The 24279-nt window shown below is 64.8% G+C and carries 23 protein-coding genes, 2 tRNA genes and 3 pseudogenes; 8 read left to right on the forward strand and 20 right to left on the reverse strand.

Annotated elements, in window-relative coordinates; genetic code table 11:
- Window positions 1-112 precede the first annotated feature (112 nt).
- Entirely contained in the window at window positions 113-874 is a 762-nt protein-coding gene (locus I6F36_RS03885) for a glycosyltransferase family 2 protein (protein WP_225132614.1), read from the forward strand.
- A 105-nt stretch (window positions 875-979) separates the two neighbouring features.
- Here the strand turns inward: I6F36_RS03885 and I6F36_RS03890 are convergent.
- A tRNA-Trp gene (locus I6F36_RS03890) sits at window positions 980-1055 on the reverse strand.
- A gap of 148 nt (window positions 1056-1203) precedes the next feature.
- On the opposite strand from I6F36_RS03890, the gene I6F36_RS03895 reads away from it, so the two are divergent.
- On the forward strand, window positions 1204-2439 hold the full coding sequence (locus I6F36_RS03895) for a serine hydrolase (RefSeq protein WP_225132615.1): 1236 nt from the start codon (window positions 1204-1206) through the stop codon (window positions 2437-2439).
- 190 nt (window positions 2440-2629) lie between these two features.
- Here I6F36_RS03895 and I6F36_RS03900 read toward each other — a convergent pair whose 3' ends face one another.
- A complete protein-coding gene (locus I6F36_RS03900) occupies window positions 2630-3397 on the reverse strand; it encodes an SDR family NAD(P)-dependent oxidoreductase (RefSeq protein WP_036010906.1) in 768 nt (255 codons plus the stop codon).
- A 34-nt stretch (window positions 3398-3431) separates the two neighbouring features.
- Window positions 3432-4130 carry a histidine phosphatase family protein gene (locus I6F36_RS03905; RefSeq protein ID WP_057029612.1) on the reverse strand — a complete coding sequence of 233 codons (699 nt, stop codon included), beginning with the start codon at window positions 4128-4130 and terminating at the stop codon, window positions 3432-3434.
- 134 nt (window positions 4131-4264) lie between these two features.
- Between I6F36_RS03905 and I6F36_RS03910 the strand changes: the two genes are divergently transcribed.
- On the forward strand, window positions 4265-5050 hold the full coding sequence (locus tag I6F36_RS03910; protein WP_109143341.1) for an SDR family NAD(P)-dependent oxidoreductase: 786 nt from the start codon (window positions 4265-4267) through the stop codon (window positions 5048-5050).
- 1045 nt (window positions 5051-6095) lie between these two features.
- Window positions 6096-7268 (forward strand): acetylornithine deacetylase, encoded by a 1173-nt coding sequence (argE, locus tag I6F36_RS03915; RefSeq protein WP_225132616.1) that lies wholly within the window; start codon window positions 6096-6098, stop codon window positions 7266-7268.
- 155 nt (window positions 7269-7423) lie between these two features.
- On the opposite strand, the gene I6F36_RS03920 is transcribed toward argE, so the two are convergent.
- From I6F36_RS03920 to I6F36_RS03930, 3 genes are all read right to left on the reverse strand, one after another.
- Entirely contained in the window at window positions 7424-8050 is a 627-nt protein-coding gene (locus tag I6F36_RS03920) for a LysE family translocator (RefSeq protein WP_225132617.1), read from the reverse strand.
- Between the two features lie 249 nt (window positions 8051-8299).
- Entirely contained in the window at window positions 8300-9358 is a 1059-nt protein-coding gene (locus I6F36_RS03925; RefSeq protein ID WP_225132792.1) for a phosphotransferase family protein, read from the reverse strand.
- Window positions 9359-9489: 131 nt separating this feature from the next.
- Window positions 9490-10725: an acyl-CoA dehydrogenase family protein gene (locus tag I6F36_RS03930; protein WP_036027669.1), complete on the reverse strand. Its 1236-nt coding sequence runs from the start codon at window positions 10723-10725 to the stop codon at window positions 9490-9492.
- 208 nt (window positions 10726-10933) lie between these two features.
- Between I6F36_RS03930 and I6F36_RS03935 the strand changes: the two genes are divergently transcribed.
- A complete protein-coding gene (locus I6F36_RS03935) occupies window positions 10934-11596 on the forward strand; it encodes a TetR/AcrR family transcriptional regulator (protein WP_225132618.1) in 663 nt (220 codons plus the stop codon).
- A 303-nt stretch (window positions 11597-11899) separates the two neighbouring features.
- Here I6F36_RS03935 and I6F36_RS03940 read toward each other — a convergent pair whose 3' ends face one another.
- The 8 genes from I6F36_RS03940 to I6F36_RS03975 form a co-directional block, all read right to left on the reverse strand.
- A complete protein-coding gene (locus tag I6F36_RS03940; protein ID WP_036010888.1) occupies window positions 11900-12115 on the reverse strand; it encodes a hypothetical protein in 216 nt (71 codons plus the stop codon).
- Between the two features lie 206 nt (window positions 12116-12321).
- Entirely contained in the window at window positions 12322-13551 is a 1230-nt protein-coding gene (locus tag I6F36_RS03945; protein WP_036010886.1) for a CaiB/BaiF CoA-transferase family protein, read from the reverse strand.
- Between the two features lie 180 nt (window positions 13552-13731).
- On the reverse strand, window positions 13732-14934 hold the full coding sequence (locus I6F36_RS03950; RefSeq protein WP_225132619.1) for an MFS transporter: 1203 nt from the start codon (window positions 14932-14934) through the stop codon (window positions 13732-13734).
- Between the two features lie 132 nt (window positions 14935-15066).
- Entirely contained in the window at window positions 15067-15894 is an 828-nt protein-coding gene (locus tag I6F36_RS03955) for a 3-keto-5-aminohexanoate cleavage protein (protein ID WP_036027676.1), read from the reverse strand.
- Window positions 15895-16198: 304 nt separating this feature from the next.
- On the reverse strand, window positions 16199-16369 hold the full coding sequence (locus I6F36_RS03960; protein WP_167361681.1) for a hypothetical protein: 171 nt from the start codon (window positions 16367-16369) through the stop codon (window positions 16199-16201).
- Between the two features lie 13 nt (window positions 16370-16382).
- Window positions 16383-16598, reverse strand: a complete 216-nt coding sequence (locus I6F36_RS03965) for a hypothetical protein (RefSeq protein ID WP_036010879.1) — start codon at window positions 16596-16598, stop codon at window positions 16383-16385.
- A 61-nt stretch (window positions 16599-16659) separates the two neighbouring features.
- On the reverse strand, window positions 16660-17994 hold the full coding sequence (locus I6F36_RS03970; protein ID WP_225132620.1) for a sorbosone dehydrogenase family protein: 1335 nt from the start codon (window positions 17992-17994) through the stop codon (window positions 16660-16662).
- A complete protein-coding gene (locus I6F36_RS03975; protein ID WP_225132621.1) occupies window positions 17991-18443 on the reverse strand; it encodes a DUF2231 domain-containing protein in 453 nt (150 codons plus the stop codon). Before I6F36_RS03975 ends, I6F36_RS03970 begins: the two co-directional genes overlap by 4 nt.
- A gap of 164 nt (window positions 18444-18607) precedes the next feature.
- Here I6F36_RS03975 and I6F36_RS03980 point away from each other — a divergent pair, with 164 nt between their 5' ends.
- Complete coding sequence (locus tag I6F36_RS03980) at window positions 18608-19471, forward strand: formate/nitrite transporter family protein (RefSeq protein WP_036010870.1); 864 nt, start codon at window positions 18608-18610, stop codon at window positions 19469-19471.
- A 135-nt stretch (window positions 19472-19606) separates the two neighbouring features.
- Here the strand turns inward: I6F36_RS03980 and I6F36_RS03985 are convergent, their stop codons facing one another.
- From I6F36_RS03985 to I6F36_RS03995, 3 genes and pseudogenes are all read right to left on the reverse strand, one after another.
- Window positions 19607-19774, reverse strand: coding sequence for a hypothetical protein (locus I6F36_RS03985; RefSeq protein ID WP_225171039.1), 168 nt, complete (start codon window positions 19772-19774; stop codon window positions 19607-19609).
- A 55-nt stretch (window positions 19775-19829) separates the two neighbouring features.
- A tRNA-Gly gene (locus I6F36_RS03990) sits at window positions 19830-19903 on the reverse strand.
- Window positions 19904-20232: 329 nt separating this feature from the next.
- Window positions 20233-21978: pseudogene (locus I6F36_RS03995) on the reverse strand (ATP-binding protein); the annotation flags it as partial.
- A 453-nt stretch (window positions 21979-22431) separates the two neighbouring features.
- On the opposite strand from I6F36_RS03995, the pseudogene I6F36_RS04000 reads away from it, so the two are divergent.
- Window positions 22432-22560 (forward strand): annotated as a pseudogene (locus I6F36_RS04000) (ABC transporter substrate-binding protein); the annotation flags it as partial.
- An 11-nt stretch (window positions 22561-22571) separates the two neighbouring features.
- Here I6F36_RS04000 and I6F36_RS04005 read toward each other — a convergent pair.
- Window positions 22572-22833 (reverse strand): annotated as a pseudogene (locus tag I6F36_RS04005) (hypothetical protein).
- 27 nt (window positions 22834-22860) lie between these two features.
- Window positions 22861-23046 (reverse strand): hypothetical protein, encoded by a 186-nt coding sequence (locus I6F36_RS04010; RefSeq protein ID WP_225132623.1) that lies wholly within the window; start codon window positions 23044-23046, stop codon window positions 22861-22863.
- A gap of 211 nt (window positions 23047-23257) precedes the next feature.
- On the opposite strand from I6F36_RS04010, the gene I6F36_RS04015 reads away from it, so the two are divergent.
- The gene (locus tag I6F36_RS04015; RefSeq protein WP_036010863.1) at window positions 23258-23632 is read left to right on the forward strand and encodes a YciI family protein; all 375 of its coding nucleotides are present in this window, start codon (window positions 23258-23260) and stop codon (window positions 23630-23632) included.
- Here the strand turns inward: I6F36_RS04015 and I6F36_RS04020 are convergent.
- Window positions 23599-24192: a TMEM175 family protein gene (locus I6F36_RS04020; protein ID WP_036010860.1), complete on the reverse strand. Its 594-nt coding sequence runs from the start codon at window positions 24190-24192 to the stop codon at window positions 23599-23601. The two genes, I6F36_RS04015 and I6F36_RS04020, sit on opposite strands and share 34 nt — an antisense overlap.
- Window positions 24193-24279: the final 87 nt, after the last annotated feature.

The raw sequence follows: 24279 nt of genomic DNA on the forward strand, positions 1-24279 counted from the left end.
TTCGCGCCGGTCTTGTGGGCATACCGGCGAGCCGCATTGTTCGCCCGGTTCAGATGACCTAGACTTGCATGGGGTCACCGGGACAGAGTGGCCCCGCCAACGGGCGCATACAATGACACCTTCCAGGGCGGCAAAAAGGCTTACGATCGTCATTCCTGCACTGAACGAGCAGGACAAGATCGCCGACACGATCGACGGCGTGCTGCCGCTCGCCCGCGACCTGCTCGACGATTTCGAGATCTTCCTGATCGACGACGGCAGCACCGATGCCACCGGCGCGATCATGGACGAGTTCGCAGCCGGCGAGCCGCGCATCATCGTGCATCACAATGCCGAACCGCGGGGTGTCGGTGCCGGCTTCGAATATGCGCTGTCGCGCGCGAAATTCGATGCCATCACGCTCATCCCCGGCGATCACGCCTTCCAGAACGAGGGTGTTGCCCGGATGTTCAAAGCGGCGGGCGCCGCCGACCTCGTCATCACCTATCGCGACAACCAGTCGGACCGCTCCGTCAACCGCTCGCTGCAGTCGCATTCGTTGCGGTTCATCCTGAACTGCCTGTTCGGCTTCTGGCTGTCCGACTATCACAGCATGATCGTCTATCCCGTGAAATGGCTGCGCCAGATCGCGGTCAAGGCCGACGGCTACGGCTACCAGATCTGTGCGCTGATCTCCCTGCTCCAGCTCGGCCTCACCTACGTCCAGGTTCCGGTGAGCCTGAACGCGCAGCTGAAGGGCTCGTCGCGCGCGCTGCGGCTGCGCACCTATCTCGAGCTCGGCGGGACCATCCTTTCCCTGCTGCGCCGCGTTCCCATCCGGAACGTCAACCTCAGGCAGATTCCCGCCGACGCGGAACGGACCCCGGCGCGCTAGGCCTCGCCGGACCACGACACGGCACCTCCAGCACAGCGGCTGCGAGAGCACGGGCGCGCGCGGGACGCCCTCCCGCCGCAATCTAGTCTAAGTGATTGATTTGGCTGGCAGGAGTGGCAGGGCTCGAACCTGCGACCCCCGGTTTTGGAGACCGGTGCTCTACCAATTGAGCTACACTCCTACGAACCCGCGTCGCCGCGGATCAGGGGCGCTTTCAAGCACAGAGAGTGGCCGGTTTGCAAGGGTGAACCGCGCCGGCTTCGCTTGTTTGTGCCGGGGGTTCTGGGCCACAGTCCATCGGCCATAACGAAAAACAATCGGGAGTGCCCATGACCGCTACAGCGACCGCCACTGCCGCCCCGCAGGCCGCAAACGCGCCCCACACCCCAGCTTTGCCGGAAGCGCGCCCAGAGACGCTCGGGCTGTCGCGGCCACGGCTCCAGGCCATGTCGGACGCCTTCAAGCGCGAGATCGACAAGGGAACCGTTCCCGGGGTCACGGTGCTGGTGGCGCGACGCGGCCAAATCGGCTGGTTCGAGGCGCTCGGCAAGCAGAGCCCGGCAGGCGCGGCGCCGATGGCGCGCGATTCGATCTTCCGCATCTTCTCGATGACCAAGCCGATCGTTTCGGTTGGCATCATGGCGCTGGTCGAGGACGGACAGCTCCTGCTCAGCGATGCCGTCGCAAAGTTCATCCCGGAGTTCGCGAGCCAGCAGGTCGGCGTCGTCAACGACGGCCGGTTGGAGCTGGTACCGCCGGCGCGGCCCATGACCGTGCAGGACCTGCTCCGCCACACCTCCGGCCTCACTTACGAGCACCAGGGCGACGGCCCCGTGCACAAGCTCTACCAGGAGTCCCGCGTCCGCAGCCGAAAGATCACCAACGCCGAACATGCCGCGCTGGTGGCGAGCTTCCCGCTGGTCTGCCAGCCCGGCGCGGAGTTCAACTACAGCCGCTCCACCGACATCCTTGGCCGCATCATCGAAGTCGTCAGCGGCAAATCGCTCGGCGCGTTCCTCACCGAGCGCGTGCTTGCGCCGCTCCAGATGGCCGAAACCGGCTTCTCGACAAGCCAGGCCAATGCCGGCCGCCTTGCCGAGCCTTTCGCGGCCGACCCGTGGACCGGCGACAAGGTCGCCCTGTTCAACATGCTCGAGCAGCCCGTGATGGAGTCCGGCGGCGGCGGCCTGGTCTCGACCACGATGGATTACGCCCGCTTCTGCCTCATGCTGCGCAACGGCGGCACGCTCGACGGCAACCGGATCATCGGCCGCAAGACCCTGGAGCTGATGGCCTCCGATCACCTCGCTCCCGGTGTTGCGGTCAATGGCACCCTGCTCTCGCCCGGCCACGGCTTCGGCCTCGGCTTTGCCGTGCGCCGCGAGGCAGGCATCGCGCCCTTCCCAGGCAGCGTCGGCCAGTATTTCTGGAGCGGCATTGCCGGCACGTTCTTCTGGATCGATCCGAAGGAGGATCTGTTCGCAGTGTTCATGAGCCAGGGGCCGGGACAGCGCGACTACACGCGGACCTTGGTGCGGGATCTGGTTTACGCGGCGGTGGAGTGACCGCTGGTTGAATCGAATGATCGGGCGGCGAGCTCGGTGCAACCTCTCCCGCTTGCGGGAGAGGTCGGCGCATAGCGCCGGGTGAGGGCTTTCTCCTCGTTGGGAGTCTCTCTGCGGATATACTCTCTCCCGCAAACGGGAGAGGGAGCGCACTGTTCTTCGCGGCTACACCTCGACCTGATCTCGCACCTCAACTGATCGTCGCGCCGCCGTCGATCACCATGGTCTGGCCGGTCATGAAGTCGCCGGCCTTCGAGCCCAGGAACACCGCCGCGCCGGCGATCTCGTCGGGGATGCCGATGCGCAAGAGCGGCGAGCGCGAGGTCGAGGCTTTCAGGTTCTCCGGATTGTCCCACAGCGCCTTGGCAAAATCGGTCTTGATCAGGCCCGGCGCGATGCAGTTCACGCGAATGTTGTGCTGGCCGTATTCGCAGGCGAGGTTGCGCGCGAGCTGCATGTCGGCGGCTTTCGAGATGGCGTAAGCGCCGAGGATGGTCGAGCCCTTGAGGCCGCCGATCGAGGAGACGATGATGATCGATCCGTCCTTGCGCTCGATCATCTGCGGCACCACCATCGAGATCAGCCAATTGTTGGCGACGATGTTGTTGTCGAGGATCTTCCTGAACTGATCGTCGGAGATGCCGGCGAGCGGGCCGTAATACGGATTCGACGCCGCGTTGCAGACCAGCACGTCGATCTTGCCGAAGGCGCGGTTGCTCTCGTCGACGAGGTTTTGCAGATTCTCTTTCGAGGAGATGTTGGCGGCGACCGCGACCGCGGTGCCCTTGCCGAATCTGTCGTTGATGCCTTTCGCCACCTGCTCGCACACGTCGGCCTTGCGCGAGGAGATCACCACCTTGGCGCCGTGCTCGGCCATGCGCTCGGCGATCGCAAGCCCGATGCCGCGCGTCGAGCCCGTGATGACGGCGACTTTCCCCTTCATGTCGAACAAGGTCATGTTTCTCTCCCAGATTTGATTTTCGTATTCAGTATCAGGCCAGCTTCTTGACTTCCGGTCCCGCCGGCTGATGCATCGCCGCGTGCGCTGGATCGGCGATCCAAGGCTGCTGATTGACCATCGGCAGCCGCCAGACCGTGCGATCGGGACTCGCAAAATAATCCAGCCGCGTCACCGAGCAATTGTCGATGTCGAACGACAGCCCGCGTTCCGGCTGCCCGCCGAGCGCGAACCCCACTGCCGCCCTGATAGTGCCGCCATGCGCGACTGCGATGATGTCCTTCCCGGCCGCCTCGGCGTTGATCCGCTCGATGGTGCGGCGCGTGCGGTTGTACAGGTCCATGAAGCTTTCACCGCCGGGCGCGGGCTCGTTGATGTCGGCGAACCAGCTCGCACCGACGGGGCGGCTGGCAATGAATTGGGCGCGGTTCATGCCCTGCCAGCGGCCCAGGTTCTGCTCGGCGAGATCCGCCTCCCATTTCAGCGCTGCCGGCCTTGGAAAACCCGCAGCCCAGATCGCCTCGGCAGTTTGATGGGTGCGCATCAGATTGCTCGAATACCAGACCGCCTGGCGTGGCAGCACCTTGGCAACAGCGTTGAACACGTAGGTATCGCTGGTATCGCAGGCGATGTCGCTCTGCCCGTAGATGTTGCCGCCGTCGTTGCGCACCGGCGCGTGACGGACCCACCACCACCGCGTGATGACCACGTTCGGCTTGTCTGCACCTGCCATCGAAACCCTTCCATCCCGTCTATTGTCGCTGTACGTGAGTAGTGAACGCGTCTCAAGACACTTTGCCGTTTGAAATCTTGTTTGAAATTCCGTCGCGCGGCAAGCATCGTGCGCGAACAAAAGGGAGAAAACGCATGGGCCGCCTGCAAGGCAAATCCGTCATCATCACCGGCGCCGGCAGCGGCATCGGTCGCGCGGCTGCGCTGCTGTTCACCAAGGAGGGCGGCAAACTGATCGCGGTCGATCGCACCGAGGCGGTGAAGGAGACGGTCGAGGAGATCAAGAAGGCCGGCGGCGTCGCGGAAGCGATGGTTGCGGATGCCGGCTCCGAACAAGACGTCATCGCTGTGATCGACAAGGCGGTGAAAACGCACGGCCGGCTCGACGTGATCTGGGCCAATGCCGGCGTCTCCGGCGGACTCGTTCCGCTCGCCGAGCAGACCGTCGAGCATTGGCAGGAAATCCTGCGCGTCAACCTGATCGGGCCGTTCCTCGCGGTGAAGTACGCCATGCCGCACATGGTCAAGCAGCAGTCCGGCGCGATCGTGCTGACCGCCTCTGTCGCCGGCCTCAAGGCCGGCGCGAGCGGGCATCCCTATGCCGCGAGCAAGGCCGGCGTGATCAGCCTGGTGCAGACCACGGCGTATTCGCTCACCGGCACCGGCGTGCGCATCAATGCGGTCTGCCCCGGCCTGATCGAAACAGGCATGACCAAGCCGATCTTCGACCGCGCCAAGGAGCGCGGCACCCAAGACAAGATCGGCCAGCTCAACCCGCTCAAGCGGCCGGGACAGCCGCACGAGCTCGCGGCGATGGGACTGTTCCTGGCGAGCGACGAGGCTTCGTATGTGAACGGCCAGGCGTTCCCGGTCGACGGCGGCTTGACGGCGTCGATGCCGTATACGGGCAAGCCGGTTTAGTTGCACGGCTCGCTGTGACATGGCCGCAGCTTTGCAGCGCACCGCCGAACCGGACGATGCTTCGCATCGCCAGGGAGGCGCTGCGTTGCGTCCGGGGCACGATCGGTCGTTTGGTGCACAGTGTCCCACCCTCGTCATTGCGAGCGCAGCGATGCAATCCAGGACTGCATCCGCGGAGAGACTCTGGATTGCTTCGCTGCGCTCGCAATGACGGAGCAAGTGGCGCCGGCGCTGTTCTGCGACGGGCATCTCATTTTGCGGACACACCTGCGCATCCTCGCGGCGCATCTCGCCCGAGCTTTGCCTTTTGGCTTCGCCCTCATATGAAAAGGGCGCAGGGAAGACCGGACGCCGGCCGGGCACCCACGGTCCACTGTGCGAAAGGTGGCAACGAAGAATTTGCACAGCGGCATACAGGTGCAGCCAAACATCCGGCCCTCCCCGCGCAGTGGCTTTACGGCTTATGTCGTGCTCTCCCCGGGGAGCGATGCACTATTGCCCCCGTCGCCTTGCGGATGGCTGACGCGTGGCCCGGTTGGGCCGCTCACATCACCACAAGACTTGGCGCACAGACCCCGGGCGCCCAGGACCACACGATTTTGCCGTACGCGAACCGCACCCGTCTTTGGCGCGAGGTCTTCGCTCACGGCTCTCCGCCCTGCGAAGCTTTTCGCGCCGGTGTGACCCGCGTCCACCGCCGCCCGGCCCGCGTTCGTGACGATCGCGATACGGCCCCTCTTCCTTGGGCCGGGTTGCGCGACACATACGCGATTTCCAAATTTCGGTAAAGCGCCCGTCGGGCAACGCAAGGTTTCGTAGACCTCCCCTCGTCATTCCGGGGCGCGACGAAGTCGCGAGCCCGGAATCCATTTCGCAGCGGGTGATGCGGCCCGATGGATTCTCAGGTGCGCAATTGCGCACCATAGCTCGATGCTGCGCATCGCCCCGGAATGACGGCTGCGGTGTTGATTTGCCCGACCGGCCGTCACGTTGGTATGGTTCCTGCAGGCGCTTCAGCCTTCCTGCTCTCCAACAGAACATGACAATGCCAAGCTCAAGACCCGACCGTATCCGAAAACTCCTCGCCGACCTCGTCTCGTTCGACACCGTCAGCGACCGCACCAACCTGCCCCTGATAGCCCATATCGAGAGCTATCTCGCCGCGTTCGGGATCAAGGGCGAGCGCATCGTCGACGAGACCGGCGAGAAGGCTTCGCTCTGGGTCACGATCGGACCGGAGGATCGGCCGGGCTTCGTGCTGTCGGGCCATACCGATGTGGTGCCTGTCGTGGGCCAGGACTGGAGCCATGATCCGTTCAAGCTGGTGGAGCGTGACGGCAAGCTGTACGGCCGCGGCACCACGGACATGAAGGGCTATGTGGCGGTGTGCCTCGCCATGGTGCCGGAGATGGTGGAGGCGAGACTCAAGACGCCGATTCATCTGGCGATCTCCTATGACGAGGAGATCGGCTGCGTCGGCGTGCGGCCGATGCTGCACGAGGTCGCGAAGAAGAGGGTCCGGCCGCTCGGCGCATTCATCGGCGAGCCCACCCAGATGCAGGTCATCATCGGCCACAAGGGCAAGCACGGCGTGCGCGCCACATTCCACGGGCTTGCACGTCATTCCTCGATCGCGCCCGACGGCGTCAATGCGATCGAATATGCCGCCGAGCTGATCGTCGAGATCCGCCGCCGCGCAGTGGCGCTGGCGGCCGTGCGGTTGACGGACAGCCTCTACGACGTCCCGCATTCGACGCTGCTCACCAGCATCGTGCACGGCGGCGCAGCGCTGAACATCGTGCCTGATACCTGCACCGTGGATTTCGAATGCCGCGGCATCGGGATCACCGAGTCCAAGGAGGTGACCGATGCGATCGTCGCCTGGGCCAAGGCCGAGATTGAGCCGGCGATGAAGGCGAGACATCCCGATTGCGGCATCGATTTCGAGGAGATCCTCGACTATCCCGCGCTCGACACCGCCGCCGACGCCGCCATCGTCACGCTGGCCAAGAGCCTCGCAGGACGCAACGACCACGCCAAGGTCGCGTTCGGCACCGAGGCGAGCTTGTTCGCCGACATCGCCGACATTCCCTCCGTGGTGATCGGCCCGGGCTCGATCGCACAAGCGCATACGCCCGATGAGTTCGTGGAGATGGCGGAGCTGGAGAAATGCGCGGGGTTCGTGGAGCGGCTGATCGCGCATTGTGCGAAGGGGTAGCTCGTCATTGCGAGGAGCAAAGCGACGAAGCAATCCAGACTGCGACCGCGGAAGGATTTCTGGATTGCTTCGCTTCGCTCGCAATGACGGAGCGTCTGGGAATCACCTATCCGGATATCGTCGCACTCATTGTGGCTACGGGCTCATCGCGCGCGTCAGCGTTCCTGCAGCGCCAGCCGCAAACCGACGGCACAGTAGATCGTCCCGACCACCTTGCCCTGCCACTTCACCACCGCCGGATGGCGGCGCAGTAGGTTGCCCAGACGGCCGGCGCCGACAGCAAACACGATGGTGCTGAGCAGACCGAGCAGCACGAAGACGACACCGAGAATGGCAAGCTGAAGTGCGGGCGCGCCGTGCTCCGGCTTCACGAATTGCGGCAGGAACGCCAGGAAGAACAGTGCGGTCTTGGGATTGAGCACCTCGGTCAGCACGGCCTGGCGGAATGCGCGACCTGCGCCGATCGTGGGGGCACTGCCGTTCAACTCGATCGATGTCTTGTCCAGCATCGCCCGAATGCCAAGATAGATCAGGAACGCGGCGCCCGCATATTTGACGATGCTGAACAGCAGCGCCGAGGTGGCGATGATCGCCGAGAGTCCGACAATCGCCATCCCCGTATGTACCAGGTCTCCAGCGGCGATTCCCGCACCCGTGGCGATGCCGACCTTCGTTCCCGAGCTTGCCGCCCGCGCCATCGTGAGCAGCGTCGCTGGTCCCGGGATGAAGACGAAACCGAGCACGATGAGGACGTAGGTGATGAGGGTAGTTTGGTCGATCATGCGCGGGTCTCCCGGGGCGGATTGGGCAAAGGGATACAAGGACTCGGTCGCTGCGAAAGGCACTTGCGCGGTGTGAATTGCGAGTCTTGGATTCCGCCTCCTCGTCATTGCGAGCGCAGCGAAGCAATCCAGGGGGCCACCGCGGAAAGAATCTGGATTGCTTCGCTGCGCTCGCAATGACGGCGCGTGTGGAGCAGCGCCTTACCAAAACAAAAAAGGGCGCGGCCATCAGCCGCGCCTTTGTTCTTCCTACACCGCGCCGGCCTTCTGCGCATACTCCCACGACGCCTTCGACAGCGGCACGGTGCGCTTGGCGGATTCGAGCGCCTTGGCGTTAGCGGCGGTGCCGTCGCGGACGCGGCCGGCGATGCCTTGGGTGATGCCGGCGAGACGGAACAAATTGTATGCGAAGTACCAGTTGAGATCGGGCACCGTCATCTCTGTGACGTTGCAATAGATCTGCGCGGCCTCTTCAAGGCTGGGGATGTTGAGCGCCTTGAGGTCGGCGCCCTCCAGGCCCGGCATGATCCATTGCATCAAGAGATAGGTGAAGTCGGCCATGGGATCGCCGAGCGTCGACAACTCCCAGTCCAGCACCGCCTGCACGCGCGGTTCCGTCGCGTGGAAAATCATGTTGTCGAGGCGATAGTCGCCATGGACGATGGAGACGCGCGCCTGCTCGGGCACCGTTTTCGGCAGCCATTCGGCGACCTTCTCGAATTCGGGAATGTGCTGGGTCTCGGAGGCCCGATATTGCTTGGTCCAGCGATCGATCTGGCGGGCAAAGTAGTTGCCAGGCTTGCCGAAGTCGCCGAGCCCGATGGTAACAGGGTCGAACATATGCAGCTTGGCCAGCGTCTCGATCTTGCTGGTGAAGATCTTGCGCCGCGCTTCCGGCTCCTGGCTCGGCAGCGTCGGATCCCAGAACACGCGCCCCTCCTCCATCGACATGATGTAGAAGGCAGCTCCGATGACGCCGTCGTCCTGGCACAGCGCATAGGCGCGCGCGACCGGAAAGCCCTGCTTTCCAAGCGCGGCGATGACGCGATACTCGCGGTCGACTGCATGCGCCGAGGGCAGCAGCTTGCCGAATGGCTTGCGGCGCATCACGTAGGAGCGGTTCGGTGTGTTGAGGCGATAGGTCGGGTTGGACTGCCCGCCCTTGAACTGCAGCACCACAAGCGGGCCTTCGAAGCCTTCGACGTGCTCGCGCATCCAGGCCTCGAGCCGCATCTCGTCGAAGCGATGCCGCTCCTCGACCGGCTTGGTGCCCGAAAACTCCTCGTCTTTCCTGACGCCGTCAGCCACGGTCACGCTCCCTCTTCAGTCCGAACATGATCCTAATCGGTAACCGCTAACGCACTTGCGTCAAGCGGTTACCGCAATTGGATCATGTCCCGTCGTTTCTTCAAGTCGGGAGCGCCGCAGGGCTCCCCCGCTTAGTGATTGGGAGAGTTTGCATACTTCCGAAGTTCGAGCCTGGCAATGGCGCGATTGTGCACCTCGTCCGGGCCGTCGGCGAGGCGGAGCGTGCGGATGTGCGCATAGTCCTTGGCAAGGCCGGCTTCGTCCGACACACCGCCGCCGCCGAACGCCTGGATCGCCTCGTCGATGATCTTCAGCGCCATGTTGGGCGCAGCGACCTTGATCATGGCGATCTCGGCCTGCGCGGTCTTGTTGCCGACCTTGTCCATCATGTCGGCCGCCTTGAGACACAGAAGACGCGTCATCTCGATGTTGGTGCGGGCCTCGCCGATGCGCTGCTCCCACACGCTGTGCTCGACGATTTTCTTGCCGAACGCGGTGCGCGAGGCAAGCCGCTTCACCATTTTCTCCAGCGCCTCCTCGGCCTTGCCGATGGTTCGCATGCAGTGATGGATACGGCCCGGGCCGAGGCGGCCCTGCGCGATCTCGAAGCCGCGGCCTTCGCCGAGCAGGATGTTCTCCTTCGGCACGCGCACGTTCTCGAGCAGCACCTGGGCATGGCCGTGCGGGGCGTCGTCGAAGCCGAACACCGGCAGCATCTTCTCGACCTTGATGCCGGGCGTGTCGAGCGGAACCAGGATCTGCGACTGCTGCTGGTGCTTGGCGGCCTTGAAATCGGTCTTGCCCATCAGGATCGCGATCTTGCAGCGGGGATCGCCGACGCCGGACGACCACCACTTGCGGCCGTTGATGACGTAATGGTCGCCGTCGCGCTCGATGCGGGTCTCGATGTTGGTGGCGTCGGACGAGGCCACCGCCGGCTCCGTCATCAGGAAGGCGGAGCGGATCTCACCGTCCATCAGCGGCCGCAGCCATTTCCGCTTCTGCTCCTTGGTGCCGTAGCGGATGAACACTTCCATGTTGCCGGTGTCGGGCGCGGAACAATTGAACACTTCCGAGGCCCAGGTGATGCGGCCCATTTCTTCCGACAAAAGCGCGTATTCGAGATTGGTCAGTCCCGCGCCGCGGAATTCATCGTCCTCATGCTCGGACGGCGGCATGAACATGTTCCAGAGGCCTTCGGCCTTCGCCTTCTTCTTGAGGTCCTCGAGAACAGGGATCACCTTCCAGCGGTCGCCGCTCTTGTCCTGCTGATCGTAGATCGGCACCGCCGGGCGCACGTGCTTGGCCATGAAGGACCGCACGCGGTCGAGCCATTCCTTTTGCTTGGGCGACATATCGAAGTCCATGCGACGCTCCTCTCTCTCACTGGTCCTTTTGCGCCGGACTGTCCTCCCGCTTTGCGCGGCCCGCAAGCGCGAATGCGCGTCCTTGCGGACCTGTCGAAACCCGGCTGCAGTTGCGAACGAGTCCCGATTGCGGATTGACTTTTCCCGACCTTCAAACGATAGTTTCATACAACTGTTTGAATTGCAACTCCCCTCCCCGAGGGCATCCATGGCCAGCGATCATACGAGGTCTGCCATTCTCGCCGCCGCCGAGCGGCTCTATGCCGATCGCGGCTTCGGCGACGTGACGCTGCGCGACATCGTCGCGGAGGCGGGCGTCAACCTCGCCGCGGTGAACTATCATTTCGGCTCAAAGGACGAGCTGATCGCGGAACTGTTTGTCACGCGGTCGATCGCCACCAACCGCGAGCGCCTGCACGAGTTGAAGGCGGCGGAGGAGCAAGGCGGCGGCCGCGCGCCGATCGAGGTCATCCTGCGCGCGTTGGTCGGGCCGACCTTGCGCGGCTGCCTGGGGCCGGAGAAACAGCGCTCGACCGCCGCGCGCTTCATGATCCGGGCCTCGATCGAATCCGTGCCGCCGATCCGGCGCATCAAGAACCGCGAGATCGACCATTTGCGCAAATTCGTCGGCGCGATGCGGCGGTCCCTGCCCGACCGCAGTGACGTCGATATCTATTGGGGCCTCAACTTCGCGCTCGCCATGGCGCATCACACCATCCGTGAGAGCGAGCGGCTGACCAAGCTTTCGGAGGGCAAATGCGGCCTCGACGACGTCGAGGATGTGGTCACGCGCGTCGTCAGCGTGGCGACGATGGCGCTGACGGCGGGACGGATGGAGCCGAAGGTCTCTTCAAAGGTGGCGGCGCGTTAGCGCGGATGGGCGTTGACGGTACGGAGCTGGAAGCTGCATTCGCGGTGCGCTCCCTCGCCCCGTTCTTACGGGGCCGCGACGAGCTTTGCTCGCGCTGAGAGGGGTTGGGGTGAGGGGCCTCTCTCCACACGTGCGGTCTTCGGGGAGACCTGTACCCCCTCACCCGGATCGCACCGGACGATGCTTTCGCATCGCCGAGGCGATCCGACCTCTCCCCGCAAGCGGGGAGAGGTGAAGTCAGCGCCATTCACCTCACAACAGGCGATGCAGTCGATCTGGTCGAGGAATGATTGGTGGGCGGGACTACGCCCGCTGCGGCATCTCCTCGGCCTCTTCCTTGGCGAGCAGCAGCAGCATCTCGATGCCCATTTCGCCTTCCTGCGGCGAGCGGATGAACTTGATCTCGTCGGCGCTCTGCCGCAGCGCGGCAATGATGGCGACGGCCTGATTGGCGGTGGCCGCCTCGGTCGCCAGAATGGCTTTCTGGTCCTTGGCCTGGAACCCGATCGTGTAGGACATTCACTTCCCTCCCCGAACTCAAGTGGAGAGATCGAATCAGAGTCGGAGGCAAAGCGGAAGCCTGTGCGACTACGGACCGGGATTACTTGGGGATTGCGGGCAAGCTTCACGCAAGTCCCGGCATGGCGCGCGCGTCCACGGCTGTCACAATATAGTCGCGCTGCGCATGAATCCCGGCCTCTTGGCCCCAGGCGCGGAACAGAGCGTCAGATAATCCCCTGCTGCTTCAGCTGCTCGATCTTGCCGGCATCATAGCCGAGCTTGCCGCCGAGGACCTCCTGGGTGTGCTCGCCCAGAAGCGGCGGGGCGCGGTAGTCCTTGATCGGGGTCTCCGAGAGCGTCAGCGCGTTGCGGACCAGCGACAGATCGGGCTCGAAGGGATGGTTGACCTTCACGCGCATGCCGCGCGACTGGACGTGCGGGTCGGAGAACACCTGCTCGAAATTGTTGATCGGCCCTGAGGGCACCCCCGCCTCCTCCAGCTTCTCCAGCCAGTAGGCTACCTTTTGCTTCAGGAACAGGCCGGCGAAGATCGCCATGATCTCCTTGCCGTGCACGACGCGGTCGTTGTTCTTGACGAAGCGCGGATCGTTCGCGAGCTCGGGCTCGCCGAGCACGGCGCAGGTGCGCTGAAACTGGCCGTCATTGCCGACCACCAGCATCAGCTCGCCGTCGGCGCAGCGGAACACGCCGGCGGGCATGCCGCCATTGCCCCAGGTGCCGCGGCGCGGCGGCGTCTTGCCGTTGACAAGGTAAATTTGGAGCCAGTGCGACAGCGATGCGATCACGGTATCGAACAGGCAGACGTCGATGTGCTGTCCCTGCCCGCCATTGGCATCACGATGGTAGAGCGCCGAGAGAATGCCGATCGAGGCGTTCATGCCGGTCATGTAGTCGACGATCGAGGGGCCGACCTTCATCGGGCCCTCGCCGGGCTCGCCGTCGATATGGCCGGTGACGCTCATCAGGCCGCCCATCGCCTGCAGGATGGCGTCGTAGCCGGCGCGCGGCGCGTAAGGTCCGGTCTGGCCGAAGCCGGTCACCGAGCAATAGATGATGCGGGGATTGATCGCCTTGATGGTCTCGTAGTCGAGACCGTAGCGCTTGAGATCGCCGACCTTGTAGTTCTCCATGAAGACGTCGGCGTCCTTGGCAAGCTCGCGGACGATCGCCTGCCCTTCGGGCTTGGCGATGTTGACGGTGACCGACTTCTTGTTGCGGTTGGCACAGAGGTAGAACGAATTGTTGTTGTTGGCCTTGCCCTCCGGGTCGGCCAGGTAAGGCGGACCGAAAGCGCGCGCGTCGTCGCCGGTGCCCGGCCGCTCGATCTTGATCACCTCCGCGCCGAGATCGCCCAGCATCTGGGCCGACAGCGGCCCGGCCAGCACGCGGGTGAGGTCAAGGATCTTGATGCCTGAGAGCGGCAGGGCCGACATGTCGATTTCCTCCGAGGAACTAACCTTGGCGCGGCGGCGGGATCGCGAGGCTGCGCTCTCTGCCGATACCACCATTTTCGCACGCTGAGCACTGCACTGACGGCATACGGCTATCTCCTGCCGGGCCGGAGGTGATCGCCGTCCGCAAACTTTCCGCGCCGCGAATATTGCGTGATCGGCTCAGGTCACGACCGCCGGCTGTCGCGGCCGGCGGCGAGCGAGCAGAACGAGGATCAGCACCGTCGCGCAGGAGAACACCAGCGTGAGACCGAGCGCAGCACGGCTGCCGAACTCCGTCAGCAGGCCCGCGAGCAGCGGCGGTGAGATCGCGGAGGCGAGGTTGAGCGGCAGCGAGATCATCGACATCGCCTTGGCGAACTCGGCCTGGTCATAGAACACCAGCGGGATGGTCGCCCGCGCCACCGCCATTGCGCCGCTGCCGGCGCCATAGAGCAGGATGAAGACCGCGACCGCCCACGTGGCGCCCTCGCTCGACATCAGCAGCAGCATGGCGACCGGCAGTGCGCTGCCCGCGACGAGCCCGGTCGTGATGCCGTCCCATCGTCCGCCGCCGAGAAAATCCAGCCCGCGGGCGCTGACCTGGATCACGCCCAGCATCGAGCCGAATACCAGCGCCTGAGCCGGCGCCAGCCCCTCCGCCCGCAACAGCTCGATCAGGATCGCACTGACGCCGAAATTGACGAAGGCGTTCAGCGTGATCGCGGCGACGACGAGGCCGAACGTGCTCCGTGCAATCGCCGGCGGCGGCGACCGCTTCGCCGGCGCGGTGCCCTCGTCCTGTGCGATCTTTCGGCGCGGCGCGCCGAACGCATAGAGCGGGAGGCTGACGAGGAGCATCATCGCGGCGTAGACCAGGCACGTCCCCCGCCAGCCGAGGTGACCGCTCAGGAACGAGGTCGTCGGCCAGAAGATGCTGCTGGACAGGCCCGTCACCAGCATCAGCGCGCCGATCGCGTTCTTGGCCTGCCGCCCCGCGATCTCGTTCAGCATGATATAGGCGCCGGTCGACAGCGTGGCGCTGCCGGAGATGCCGAGGACGATCCACGCGGCGAAATAGAGCATCGGCTCGCGCGCCAGCGACAGCAGCACGAAGCCTGGCGCCGTGACGATCGTGCCGACCATCATCACCGTCCGCGCGCCATGCCGCGCAAACGACTTGGCGAGCAACGGACCGCACAGCCCCATCGAGACGTAGAGAACGGACGTGCCGGCGAACACCGCCGGCAGGCTCATGCCGAGATCGGCGGCGAGATCGCGCCCGACGATGGCGGGAAGCCCGATCGTGCCCCATCCGACCAGCTGCGTGGTGGCGAGCATCAGCAGGACCCCGATGAGCCTGCCGTCATATTTCAAGAACTGCATTCCAAACGTCGCCTGCCCGGCAGGCGCAGATTGCGCCTGTAGCACCTGTCTACTCGGAGAAACGGCGCACGGGAACGCCGGCCGCCGAATGGCAGGCGGCAGCCGGGAGCATGTGAGGACGAGGAAGTCGCCCTACCCTGCCATGGCGAGCAGCGATCGCGCCTCAGTCGCGGTCGCAACGCGCCGGCCGTGGCGCGCGACCGCCTCGCAGGCCAAGGTCACGAGCTCGGCGTTGCTGGCAGCAAGGCGCGTCTTGTCGATGCGGATATTGTCCTCGAGCCCGGTGCGGACCGCGTCCGCCCCTCGGGCGAGCGCCCACCCCATGACCTCGGCCTGATGGCGGCCGATTCCGGCTGCGGTCCAGGTTGCCTTCGGGATCAGCCGCCTGAGCTCGCCCAGGAGAATGTCGAGCACATGCTCGTCCGCCGGCATGGCGTTCTTAACGCCCATGACGAACTGCACGTGCGGACGCGCGTCGATGAGGCCCGCATCGATCAGGCGGCGGGCGCCATGCAGATGCGACAGATCGAAGATCTCGATTTCCGGCCGGATGCCGTTCGTCTTCATGCTAGTGGCGAGCGTCTCGACCAGCGCGGCGCTGTTCTCGTAGACGATGGTCGGAAAGTTCACCGATCCCGTGGAGAGCGAGGCCATGTCGGGCTTGAGGTAGAGCGCCGATCCGCGCGCCGAGGGATCGCGGCCACGCCCGCCGGTCGAGAACTGGACGATCATATCAGGACAATGCTTTTTGATCCCCTCCTGCACCTGGGCAAAACGCTCCGGATCGGAGGACGGCGTCTCGTCGTCGTTGCGGACGTGGATATGCGCAAGCGTGGCGCCCGCCTCGAAGGCCTGGTGCGTCGATTCGATCTGCTCCGAGGGCAGGATAGGCACCGCCGGATTGTCCTTCTTGCGCGGAACGGAGCCGGTGATGGCGACGGCAATGACAGCGGGGTTCATCCAGCGACCTCATGATCTTCGCGCTCGCGCGCATAACGTTCGGCCAGTCTTGCTACAAGTGAAACCCTGTCGCCGCAACATTCGTCGATCGCAGCGACAGGGCCTTTTCGTCCGAATCAGGTCGGAAGTGCGGTCGCCCGGCCTGCTGTAGCCGTGCGGCTGGCGGCGGCGCGCGCGATGACCTCGAGGCGACTACCTCGATGAGGCGACTACCTCGATTCAAAGGCCGCTACGGAAATGACGGAGGAGTGCCGCCCGCCGCGGGCGATTGATCGTCTGGTTGGTTGGCCGCAGCGGAGCCCCCTCACGCGGTGTGGCCGGGATCCACGTGCTTCGGCGTCTTCTTCTCGCGCTGCGGCGTCATCTTGGCCGGATCGGGCGCGCCCGGCACGCCGCGCGGGCCGAGCTGGTCGCGCTGGATGTCGTCCTCGGAGCGGGATGGCTCGACGCCGTTGGGCTCACGGGGCTTGGTCATCGCGTCTTCCTTCTCAAGCGTTGTCCCGGACGCCGAGCGCGTTGCCTCCCGCCTCGCGGCCGGGCACGCTGACCTGAACTTCATGTCCCTCACGCAGCGCGAGGGATGCGGCGGCGACTGCGGACTCGAACGCGGCTTCCTTGGTGGCGTAGGTGTTCTTGACGTCGCCGTCGTGCAGCACGCCCCATTCGTCCCGCACCGGCACGATGGCATATTGCGCAAGGCCCATTGTCCAAACTCCTGGCTCTAGATTTCAGAAAAAAGGTCTGCACGACAACGCGCCTGCGCGCTTAACGTTGCGTCAGCTGCGGATGGGTCGCGCTCACTCGCCAGACCGTGTTGCCGCTGTCGTCCGCCACCAGAAGCGCGCCGGTCTTGTCGATGGCAACACCAACGGGGCGGCCGCGCGCCTTATTGTCGCTGTTGAGGAACCCGGTGACGACGTCCTGCGGCGGGCCGCTCGGCTTGCCGTCCGTGAACGGCACGAACACGACCTTGTAGCCGCTCAGCACCTGCCTGTTCCAGCTGCCGTGCTCGCCAACGAAGGCGCCGCCGCGATAGGCGGCCGGCAGGCTGGTGCCGGTGTTGAAGGCGAGCCCGAGCGGGGCGACATGCGAGCTCAGCGCGTAGTCAGGCACGATCGCCCTGGCGACGAGATCCGGCCGCTCCGGCTTGACGCGGGGATCGACGTGCTGGCCGAAATAGCTGTAGGGCCAGCCGTAGAAGCCGCCGTCCTTCACCGAGGTCATGTAATCGGGCACGAGATCAGGACCGAGCTCGTCGCGCTCGTTGACCACCGCCCAGAGTGCACCGGTCTGCGGCTCGAAGCTGAGGCCGTTGGGATTGCGCAGGCCGCTTGCGAACACGCGCCAGCGGCCGCTGGCGCGATCGACCTCGAGGATGGCGGCGCGATTGTGCTCGGCCTCCATGCCCCTCTCGGCGGCGTTGCTGTTGGAGCCGACGCCGGCGTAGAGCTTCGAGCCGTCGGGGCTGGCGACCAGGCTCTTGGTCCAGTGATGGTTGATCGGACCGCCCGGCAGCGGCGTCAGCACCGTGCCCGGCGCGGTGATCTTCGTGTCCCCTTCGGTGTAGGGATATCTGACGATGGCGTCGGTGTTGGCGACATAGAGATCGTTGCCGACCAGCGCGACGCCGAACGGCGAGTTGAGATGGTCGAGGAAGACGCTTTGCGTCTCCGGCACGCCGTCCCCGTTGCTGTCGCGCAGCAGCGTGATGCGGTTGCTCGCGCCGCTGTCGCCGCCGGAGGTCGCCCAGGACCCGATGAAGCCCATCACGACCTCCTTGGGCCGCTTGATCGGGCCGCCTTTCGGCGCCTTGGATTCCACCACCAGCACGTCGCCATTGGGGAGAACGTAGAGCGAGCGCGGGTGCTGCAGGCCGGTGGCGAAGGCCTTGGCCTGCAGGCCCTGCGCGACCGTCGGCGTCTCGTCCTTCTTCCAGCCGACGATGCGGGCAATGTGGACCGGCGGCAGCAGATATTGCTGGATTTCGGGAAGTGCGGGATTGGCGCCGACCTGCGCCTTGGGATCGCCGCTGCCGTCATTGCAGCCGGCCAGACCCAGCACCGACGCGCACAACAGCGCGCGGATCATCGCAGATATCATCGTGCAACTCCCACGCCGTGGCGATAGACAAGAGCCCAGCCGAGCCACCCCGTGATCGGCAGGATCAGCACTGTGAGCGCGGACAAGGCGAGCCCGCTCGGCCACACCGAAGTCCAGCCATCGCGCATGTGGATCATCAGATTGACCATCGAAAGGATCAGCACCACGACATTGCCGATCAGATGCGGCCAGGCCGGCGCCTGCGCCCGCACCAGCCGATTGCCGAGGAAGTCGATCAGGCCCACGATCGCCGCCAGCACGCCGAAGACGATTCCGGCGAGCAGCAGCCAGGCCGAAAAATTCGCCCACATGATCTCGGCACTGGCGACATAGGCGATGTCGGTCAGCAGCGCCCCGACGAAACACGTGATCGGGATCGGCACCAGCATCGGATGAATCGGATGACCCGCGATCTGCGCGGTGGAACGCACGCGCACGTCGTCTTGCACGGTTGGCCTCGTGACTTTCACCCTTGCCCCCACGGCGAACTCCTGCTCATGACGAAGGTTCCTCCGCGTGCTGCACCGCGCCTGGAGCGAGGCTGCACCGCGCAAGGGGAACTGAATGGGACATCCGGAAGTCTTGACTGGATCAGCCTTTCGGAGACCGCAGCGTGGATCAGTCTGGCGACGGCGCCTCATTCAACCCAGCATCCAAGCTCGACGGCGTGTCGCGGCGCCAGACCAGGCAGATCGAATCCCAGAGCAGGCCAAGCGCCGCGCTGATCCATGAGACGATCCGCGCCGAAGGCGAGCAGGAGCTGGAGCGGCGATGGTGGGCCATCGTGCTGTCCGGTTTTGCTGCCGGCCTTTCGATAAGCCTGTCGCTAATCGTTCAGGGCGAGTTGCATGCGCTGATCTCGGATGAGGCGACCCGCCGCCTGGTTGCTCCGCTCGGCTACACCGTCGGCTTCCTGGTCGTCGTGCTGGGACGACAACAGCTCTTTACCGAGAACACGCTGACACCGATCCTGCCGCTGTTGCACAACAGGGATCTCGGCACCTTGGCAAGCGTGCTCAAGCTCTGGATCCTGGTTCTCGCCTCGAATATCGCAGGGACCTGGGCGGCCGCCTCCGTGCTCGCTCGCACCAGCATCTTCGAACCTCGCATCGTGGACGCCTTCATCGATCTCAGCCGGCCGACGATCGAGGGGACGTTCTCGAGCACCTTCGTCAGGGCCATCTTCGCCGGCTGGCTGATCGCCTCGATGGCCTGGCTTCTTCCGGCTGCCAAAGGCTCGCGCGCACACATCATCGTAGTGATGACCTATGTGGTCGCACTCGGCCAGTTCTTGCACATCGTCGCGGGTTCGATCGAGTGCGCCTTTCTGGTGCAGAGCGGCCTGGCCTCGTTCAGCCAATATGCCTCCGACTTCTTCATACCCACGCTACTCGGCAATATTATCGGCGGAACGACCCTGGTTGCGCTGCTGAACTACGGACAGGTCGCCGCCGAAATCGATAACCACAGGGGATAGAGCCTGCACGAAGCGGCTGCTTTGGACAGGAACGATAGCGCAGAGCTGGGTTTGCCCTAGCAATCAACGCGGTCAAGCAGGATCATTCATGAGCATCGAGAGCAAGAGCCCATTCGACAGGAACCGGCCGAAGGATCACGCGACATCATTGATCGCGAACTTCAGCGCGGCGACGAGGCCGACAAGAACAAGGTCGATCATCTCCCCGGCGTGAAGGTCAGCGGACAGCCTCAAGGCGGCGCGCTCGATCGCGCACGGAAGGAACGCGAGCGACGGGACGAGGAATAGCTGATCGGCCGTCAAGCCACGGGCGGCTATCTAGGAAATGCCCTGCTGGGATATCGCGTCCAACAGGTTCTGGAGCGGGTGAAGGGAATCGAACCCTCGTATTCAGCTTGGAAGGCTGCTGCTCTACCATTGAGCTACACCCGCGTTACGGGCTCCCTAACACGGCCGGGCTGCGGTCTCAACTGCCCAGGAGGTCGCTTTCCGGCGTCTTCGGCGGCCTTGCGAACCACCCGGGTTCCTGCGGACCCGCCGCCCCTTAACAGCGGCGGGATCGCCGCCTATATTGAAGACTTCCGAAACCAACGAAAGGAGGTGATCCAGTGTCTTATCTCAAGCGCTGTCACCTCGCTGGGATCGCCCGCTAAGCTTCGAGTAGGGCTTGGCATCGGGGCGCTCTCAGCCCTGGACCAGCGAGCAAGAAATCGGGCGCGACGGGGCTTCCCCGCCGCGCCTTTTTCGTCTGTCGCCGCGGCTCAGGCGGGCGGCTCGCCGGCAAGCACCTCGCGAATCTTCTGCGACAGCTCCGCCTTGCGGTATGGCTTGAACAGCAGCGCCACGCCGGGATCGAGATGTCCGTCGTGGACGATGGTGTTGTCGGTATAGCCGGAGGTGTAGAGCACCCTCACGCCCGGCCGGCGGAGCCTGACGGCTTCGGCCAATTCATGCCCGTTCATGCCGCCGGGCATGATGATGTCCGTGAACAGCAGATCGAATCGGGCACCTTGGTCGACCAGCGTCAGCGCGGACGCGCCGTCGCTCGCAGCGAGCGTGCGGTAGCCGAGGCCGCCGAGTTGCGCGATGACATAGCCCTGGACCAGCGGATCGTCCTCCACCACGAGTATCGTCTCCCGCCCGCGCGCCGTGGCGGGCGCTTGAACCGGCGCCGTCCTGGCCACCGCCTCGCCCTTTGCCCGCGGCAGGAACAGCCGCATCACGGTGCCGCGCCCCTCCTCGCTTTCGATCGCAACAGTGCCGCCGCTCTGGCGGGCAAAGCCGTAGACCATGCTCAGCCCCAGACCGGTGCCGCGGCCGACCCCCTTGGTGGTGAAGAACGGCTCGAAAACACGCTCGCGGATATCGGCCGGAATGCCGTGACCGGTGTCGCCGACTGCAACCATCACGAAGGCGCCGCGCACGCCCTCGCCAGCGGTCCCCGTGCCGTCGAGCTCGCGGTTCGCGGTTTCGAGGGTGAGCTTGCCGCCGCCCGGCATCGCGTCGCGCGCATTGACGGCGAGGTTGACGATCGCGGAGGACAGCTGCGACGGATCCACCATCGCGGACCAGGCCTCGTCGGCGAGCCGCGTCTCGATCTCGATTTGCTCGCCGAGCATCGGCCTCAGCAGCTTCGCGGTCTCGACCACGAGCGCGTTGACGTCGATCTCGCGCGGCTCCAGCGGCTGGCGGCGCGCGAAGGTCAGGAGTTGCGAGGTGATCTCCGCTCCGCGCGCGGCCGCATCATCGATCAATTGCGCGATCGCGGCCAGCTCGGGCTTGTCCGCAAGCCCCTCCTGGATGATCTCGATCGTGCCGGTGATGACCGTGAGCACGTTGTTGAAATCGTGCGCCACGCCGCCGGTGAGCTGGCCGATCGCGTCCATCTTCTGGGACTGACGCAGCCGCTCCTCGATCTCGTGCTGCGCGGTGAGGTCGGTCGCGGAGCCGCGGTAGCCGAGGAAGCGTCCATCGTCGTCGAAAACCGGCTTGCCGTTGACGCTGAAATGATGCATCCGCCCGCGCGTGTCGCGTCCGCGATACTCGAATTTGCGGAACGGCTCGTGACGGTCCAGCGTCGCCAGATGCGCGCGCCATTTCTCGGCCTCGGTATCCCGATCGAGCGCAGTATCGATGCGACGCGTGCCGATCCGCACTTTGGGATCCATTCCGAAGGCAATCACCCGGTCAGAGAGATAGGTGAAGCAGTGGTCCGGCCCGGTTTCCCAGAACCAGTCGGACGCGGTTTCGGCATAGTCGCGGAAACGCTCTTCGCTCGCCCGCGCCTCCGCTTCGGCGCGCCGGCGGATGGTTAAATCGCGCTCGAGATTGGCATTGGCCTCGCGCAGCTCGCCATAGGCCTGCTGGAGGTTCGCGCACATCGCGTTGAAAGCCTCGATCACCTTGTCCAGCTCGTCGGCATCGGAGGGCGGCCGGCGCTCCAGGCGTAACGGCGGTGGGGGCCGGGTCAGGCTGTATTTGCTGACGTACTCGGCGATGGCCGCAAGCGTCTCGATGTCGGTCAGACCAGGCTTCGCCGCCGTCGGCGCGATGGCGTGGCTGCGCTTGGCGTCCTCGTCAGCTGCGTTGGCCATGCACCATGTTCCCGAAATGGCGGCTCGCTGCTGCGGTCGAGCGGTTGCAGTCTCGAGCAATCCATGGGCTGAGACGCGCCCGTCTCGTCACCCGATGCAAGCGACGTCCCGTTGGCCCGCGAGCTCGAAGTCGGCAAGTCACGTCTTCCGTCCCCGCAGCGGCACTGCTGGGCAAATTATCACTGCTCGTGCTAAAATGTCATCGGTGAAAGTCCGGTATGGCTCGCGGGACGAGCGCGCAATGATCGTTGCGACCGGGTGTGCAGGCGCCAACTTTGGCGGCTAGCCGTCGCCTGCCTGTCGCTGCTCGCCACTGACCCTGCGTTGGCGCAGGACACGATCCGGCTGGCGCGCATCGCCTGCAACCACTACCTGCATGAACGTCATCGCGATCTGGTGCCTGAGGTCGGCAAGGTCATCGCCCAGATGCAGGCGAGCGGCAAGCTGGCCTCGCTGCGCGAGGCCCTGGTCAAGCCGGTCTTGAGCGGGCAATGACGAATGCTGCGTCAGCCAGCGCGAAGCCGCTCGCGCAGCGCGACGGCGGCGATCAGCATGCCGACGCACCAGGCCACGACCGCGCGGTTCGGCTCCTCGCCGAGCAGCACCGTGACCAGAGCATGATCCGGAAAAGTGTGTAGCGGTTTTCCGAAAAGATCATGCTCAAACATAACCTCTGGTCAGAAGGCACGGGACGATGGCCTTGGAGGTCCGGCTCATCAGCGCGAGCAGGAACGGCATCGCCGCGATCGATATCTGCGGAACGTCCATCTCGAACGCCCGCCTCGCCGCAAGGCTTCAGAAGCCGAAGAAGTTGAACGCGCGCCGCCGTTTGCCGCGCCGGCTCTCGACGATCCGCTCACCGCCGTTCTCAGCCGAGCTGCCGTAATAGCGGTGATGGCCGGCCTGGTCGTGCAGATCGGCCGGCTCCGACTGCCCTGCCAGCCGCGCGTCGCAGATGATCTTGATGGTATGACCCGACATTGCCGCCTCCAGCAAAGAACTTGTTGTTTATGGTCCATCAGTCGCGACCAGTTCCGGCGGCGTTCACATGGGCGAGGACGCAATCGGGTTTCAGGACGGTTTCGCCGCTTGCGGGCCACGCAATATTTTGCTTCGGAAGTGTCGGCACGGGCCGCCGTGCCACGTCCTCAGGACTTGCGCAGAAACAAAAGCAGAAAAGAACGAGGTGACGATGCTGTACGCCATCCTGGCCTATCACGTGGAAGACGAGGTCCTGTCCTGGACGGCGGAGCAGGACGCCGCGGTCGTCGCCAAGGTCATCGAGGTTCAGGCGCCGCTGCGGGCCAGCGGGCAGTTTGGTCCGGCGGCCCGGCTGGATGAGACCCGCAAGGCCCGGACCTTGCGCGGCCCCGGCGCGGGAATGGTGCTGGACGGGCCGTTTGCCGAGACCAAGGAGCAGCTTCTCGGCTTCCACTTGATGCAATGCGCCACCGAGGAGGAGGCGATCGAAGCGGCGCGGAAGCTGCGCGCGGTCAATCCGACGGCGGTGTACGAGATCCGCCCGGTCAAGCTTTACGTGCCGGCCGATGGGTTCGGCGCGACATAGAAGCGCTGGATCAGGAGGCCGCCAAAGGCAAAACACCAGATGTAGGGCGCGATATGCGGCGCAAACGCCGCAACGATGGTGCCCGGGATGAACACGGCGACCGGAAACAGCGAAGCCATGATCTCGCGGCCCCAGCCGCGCAGGATGGTCCACCACAGCAAGGCATTGAGGCCGCCGATCGTGGTCAGGTGCAGGCCGTAGAGCACCGCCACCGCGCTGCTCATGGCGTAGTTGGTGTAGAGCCCATTGGTGACCGGCAGCAGCACGATCGAGAGCAGGAAGAAAAGGTTGAGGACCACCATGCCGCGGCTGCCGACGGGCTGACGTGCCAGCCGGCGGTGATGGCTGATCCAGAACACCCCGGCGATGATGAAGCTGAGCGCGAAGCCGGCAAGCTTGCCGGAATACACCCGCGCGAGATCGTTCCAGTCGGGTGCGCCACTGAACACTGCCGCCTTCGGCAGGTCGTAGGCCAGCAGCGTCATGGCGACGCCGAAAATGGTGTTGCTGAGCGACTCCAGCCGCCGCATCTCGAATTGTTCGGGCTTGAGCTCGGTCATCTCGCCATGGGGTGCTGGAACCAAAGGGCCGTCATCCCCCTAAATCCTAATTCCAGTTCCGTCCAGCCGCATTGCGATTCGCGCCGG

This window comes from Bradyrhizobium sp. BRP19, from assembly GCF_020194195.1.
Taxonomy (GTDB): Bacteria; Pseudomonadota; Alphaproteobacteria; order Rhizobiales; family Xanthobacteraceae; genus Bradyrhizobium; species Bradyrhizobium yuanmingense.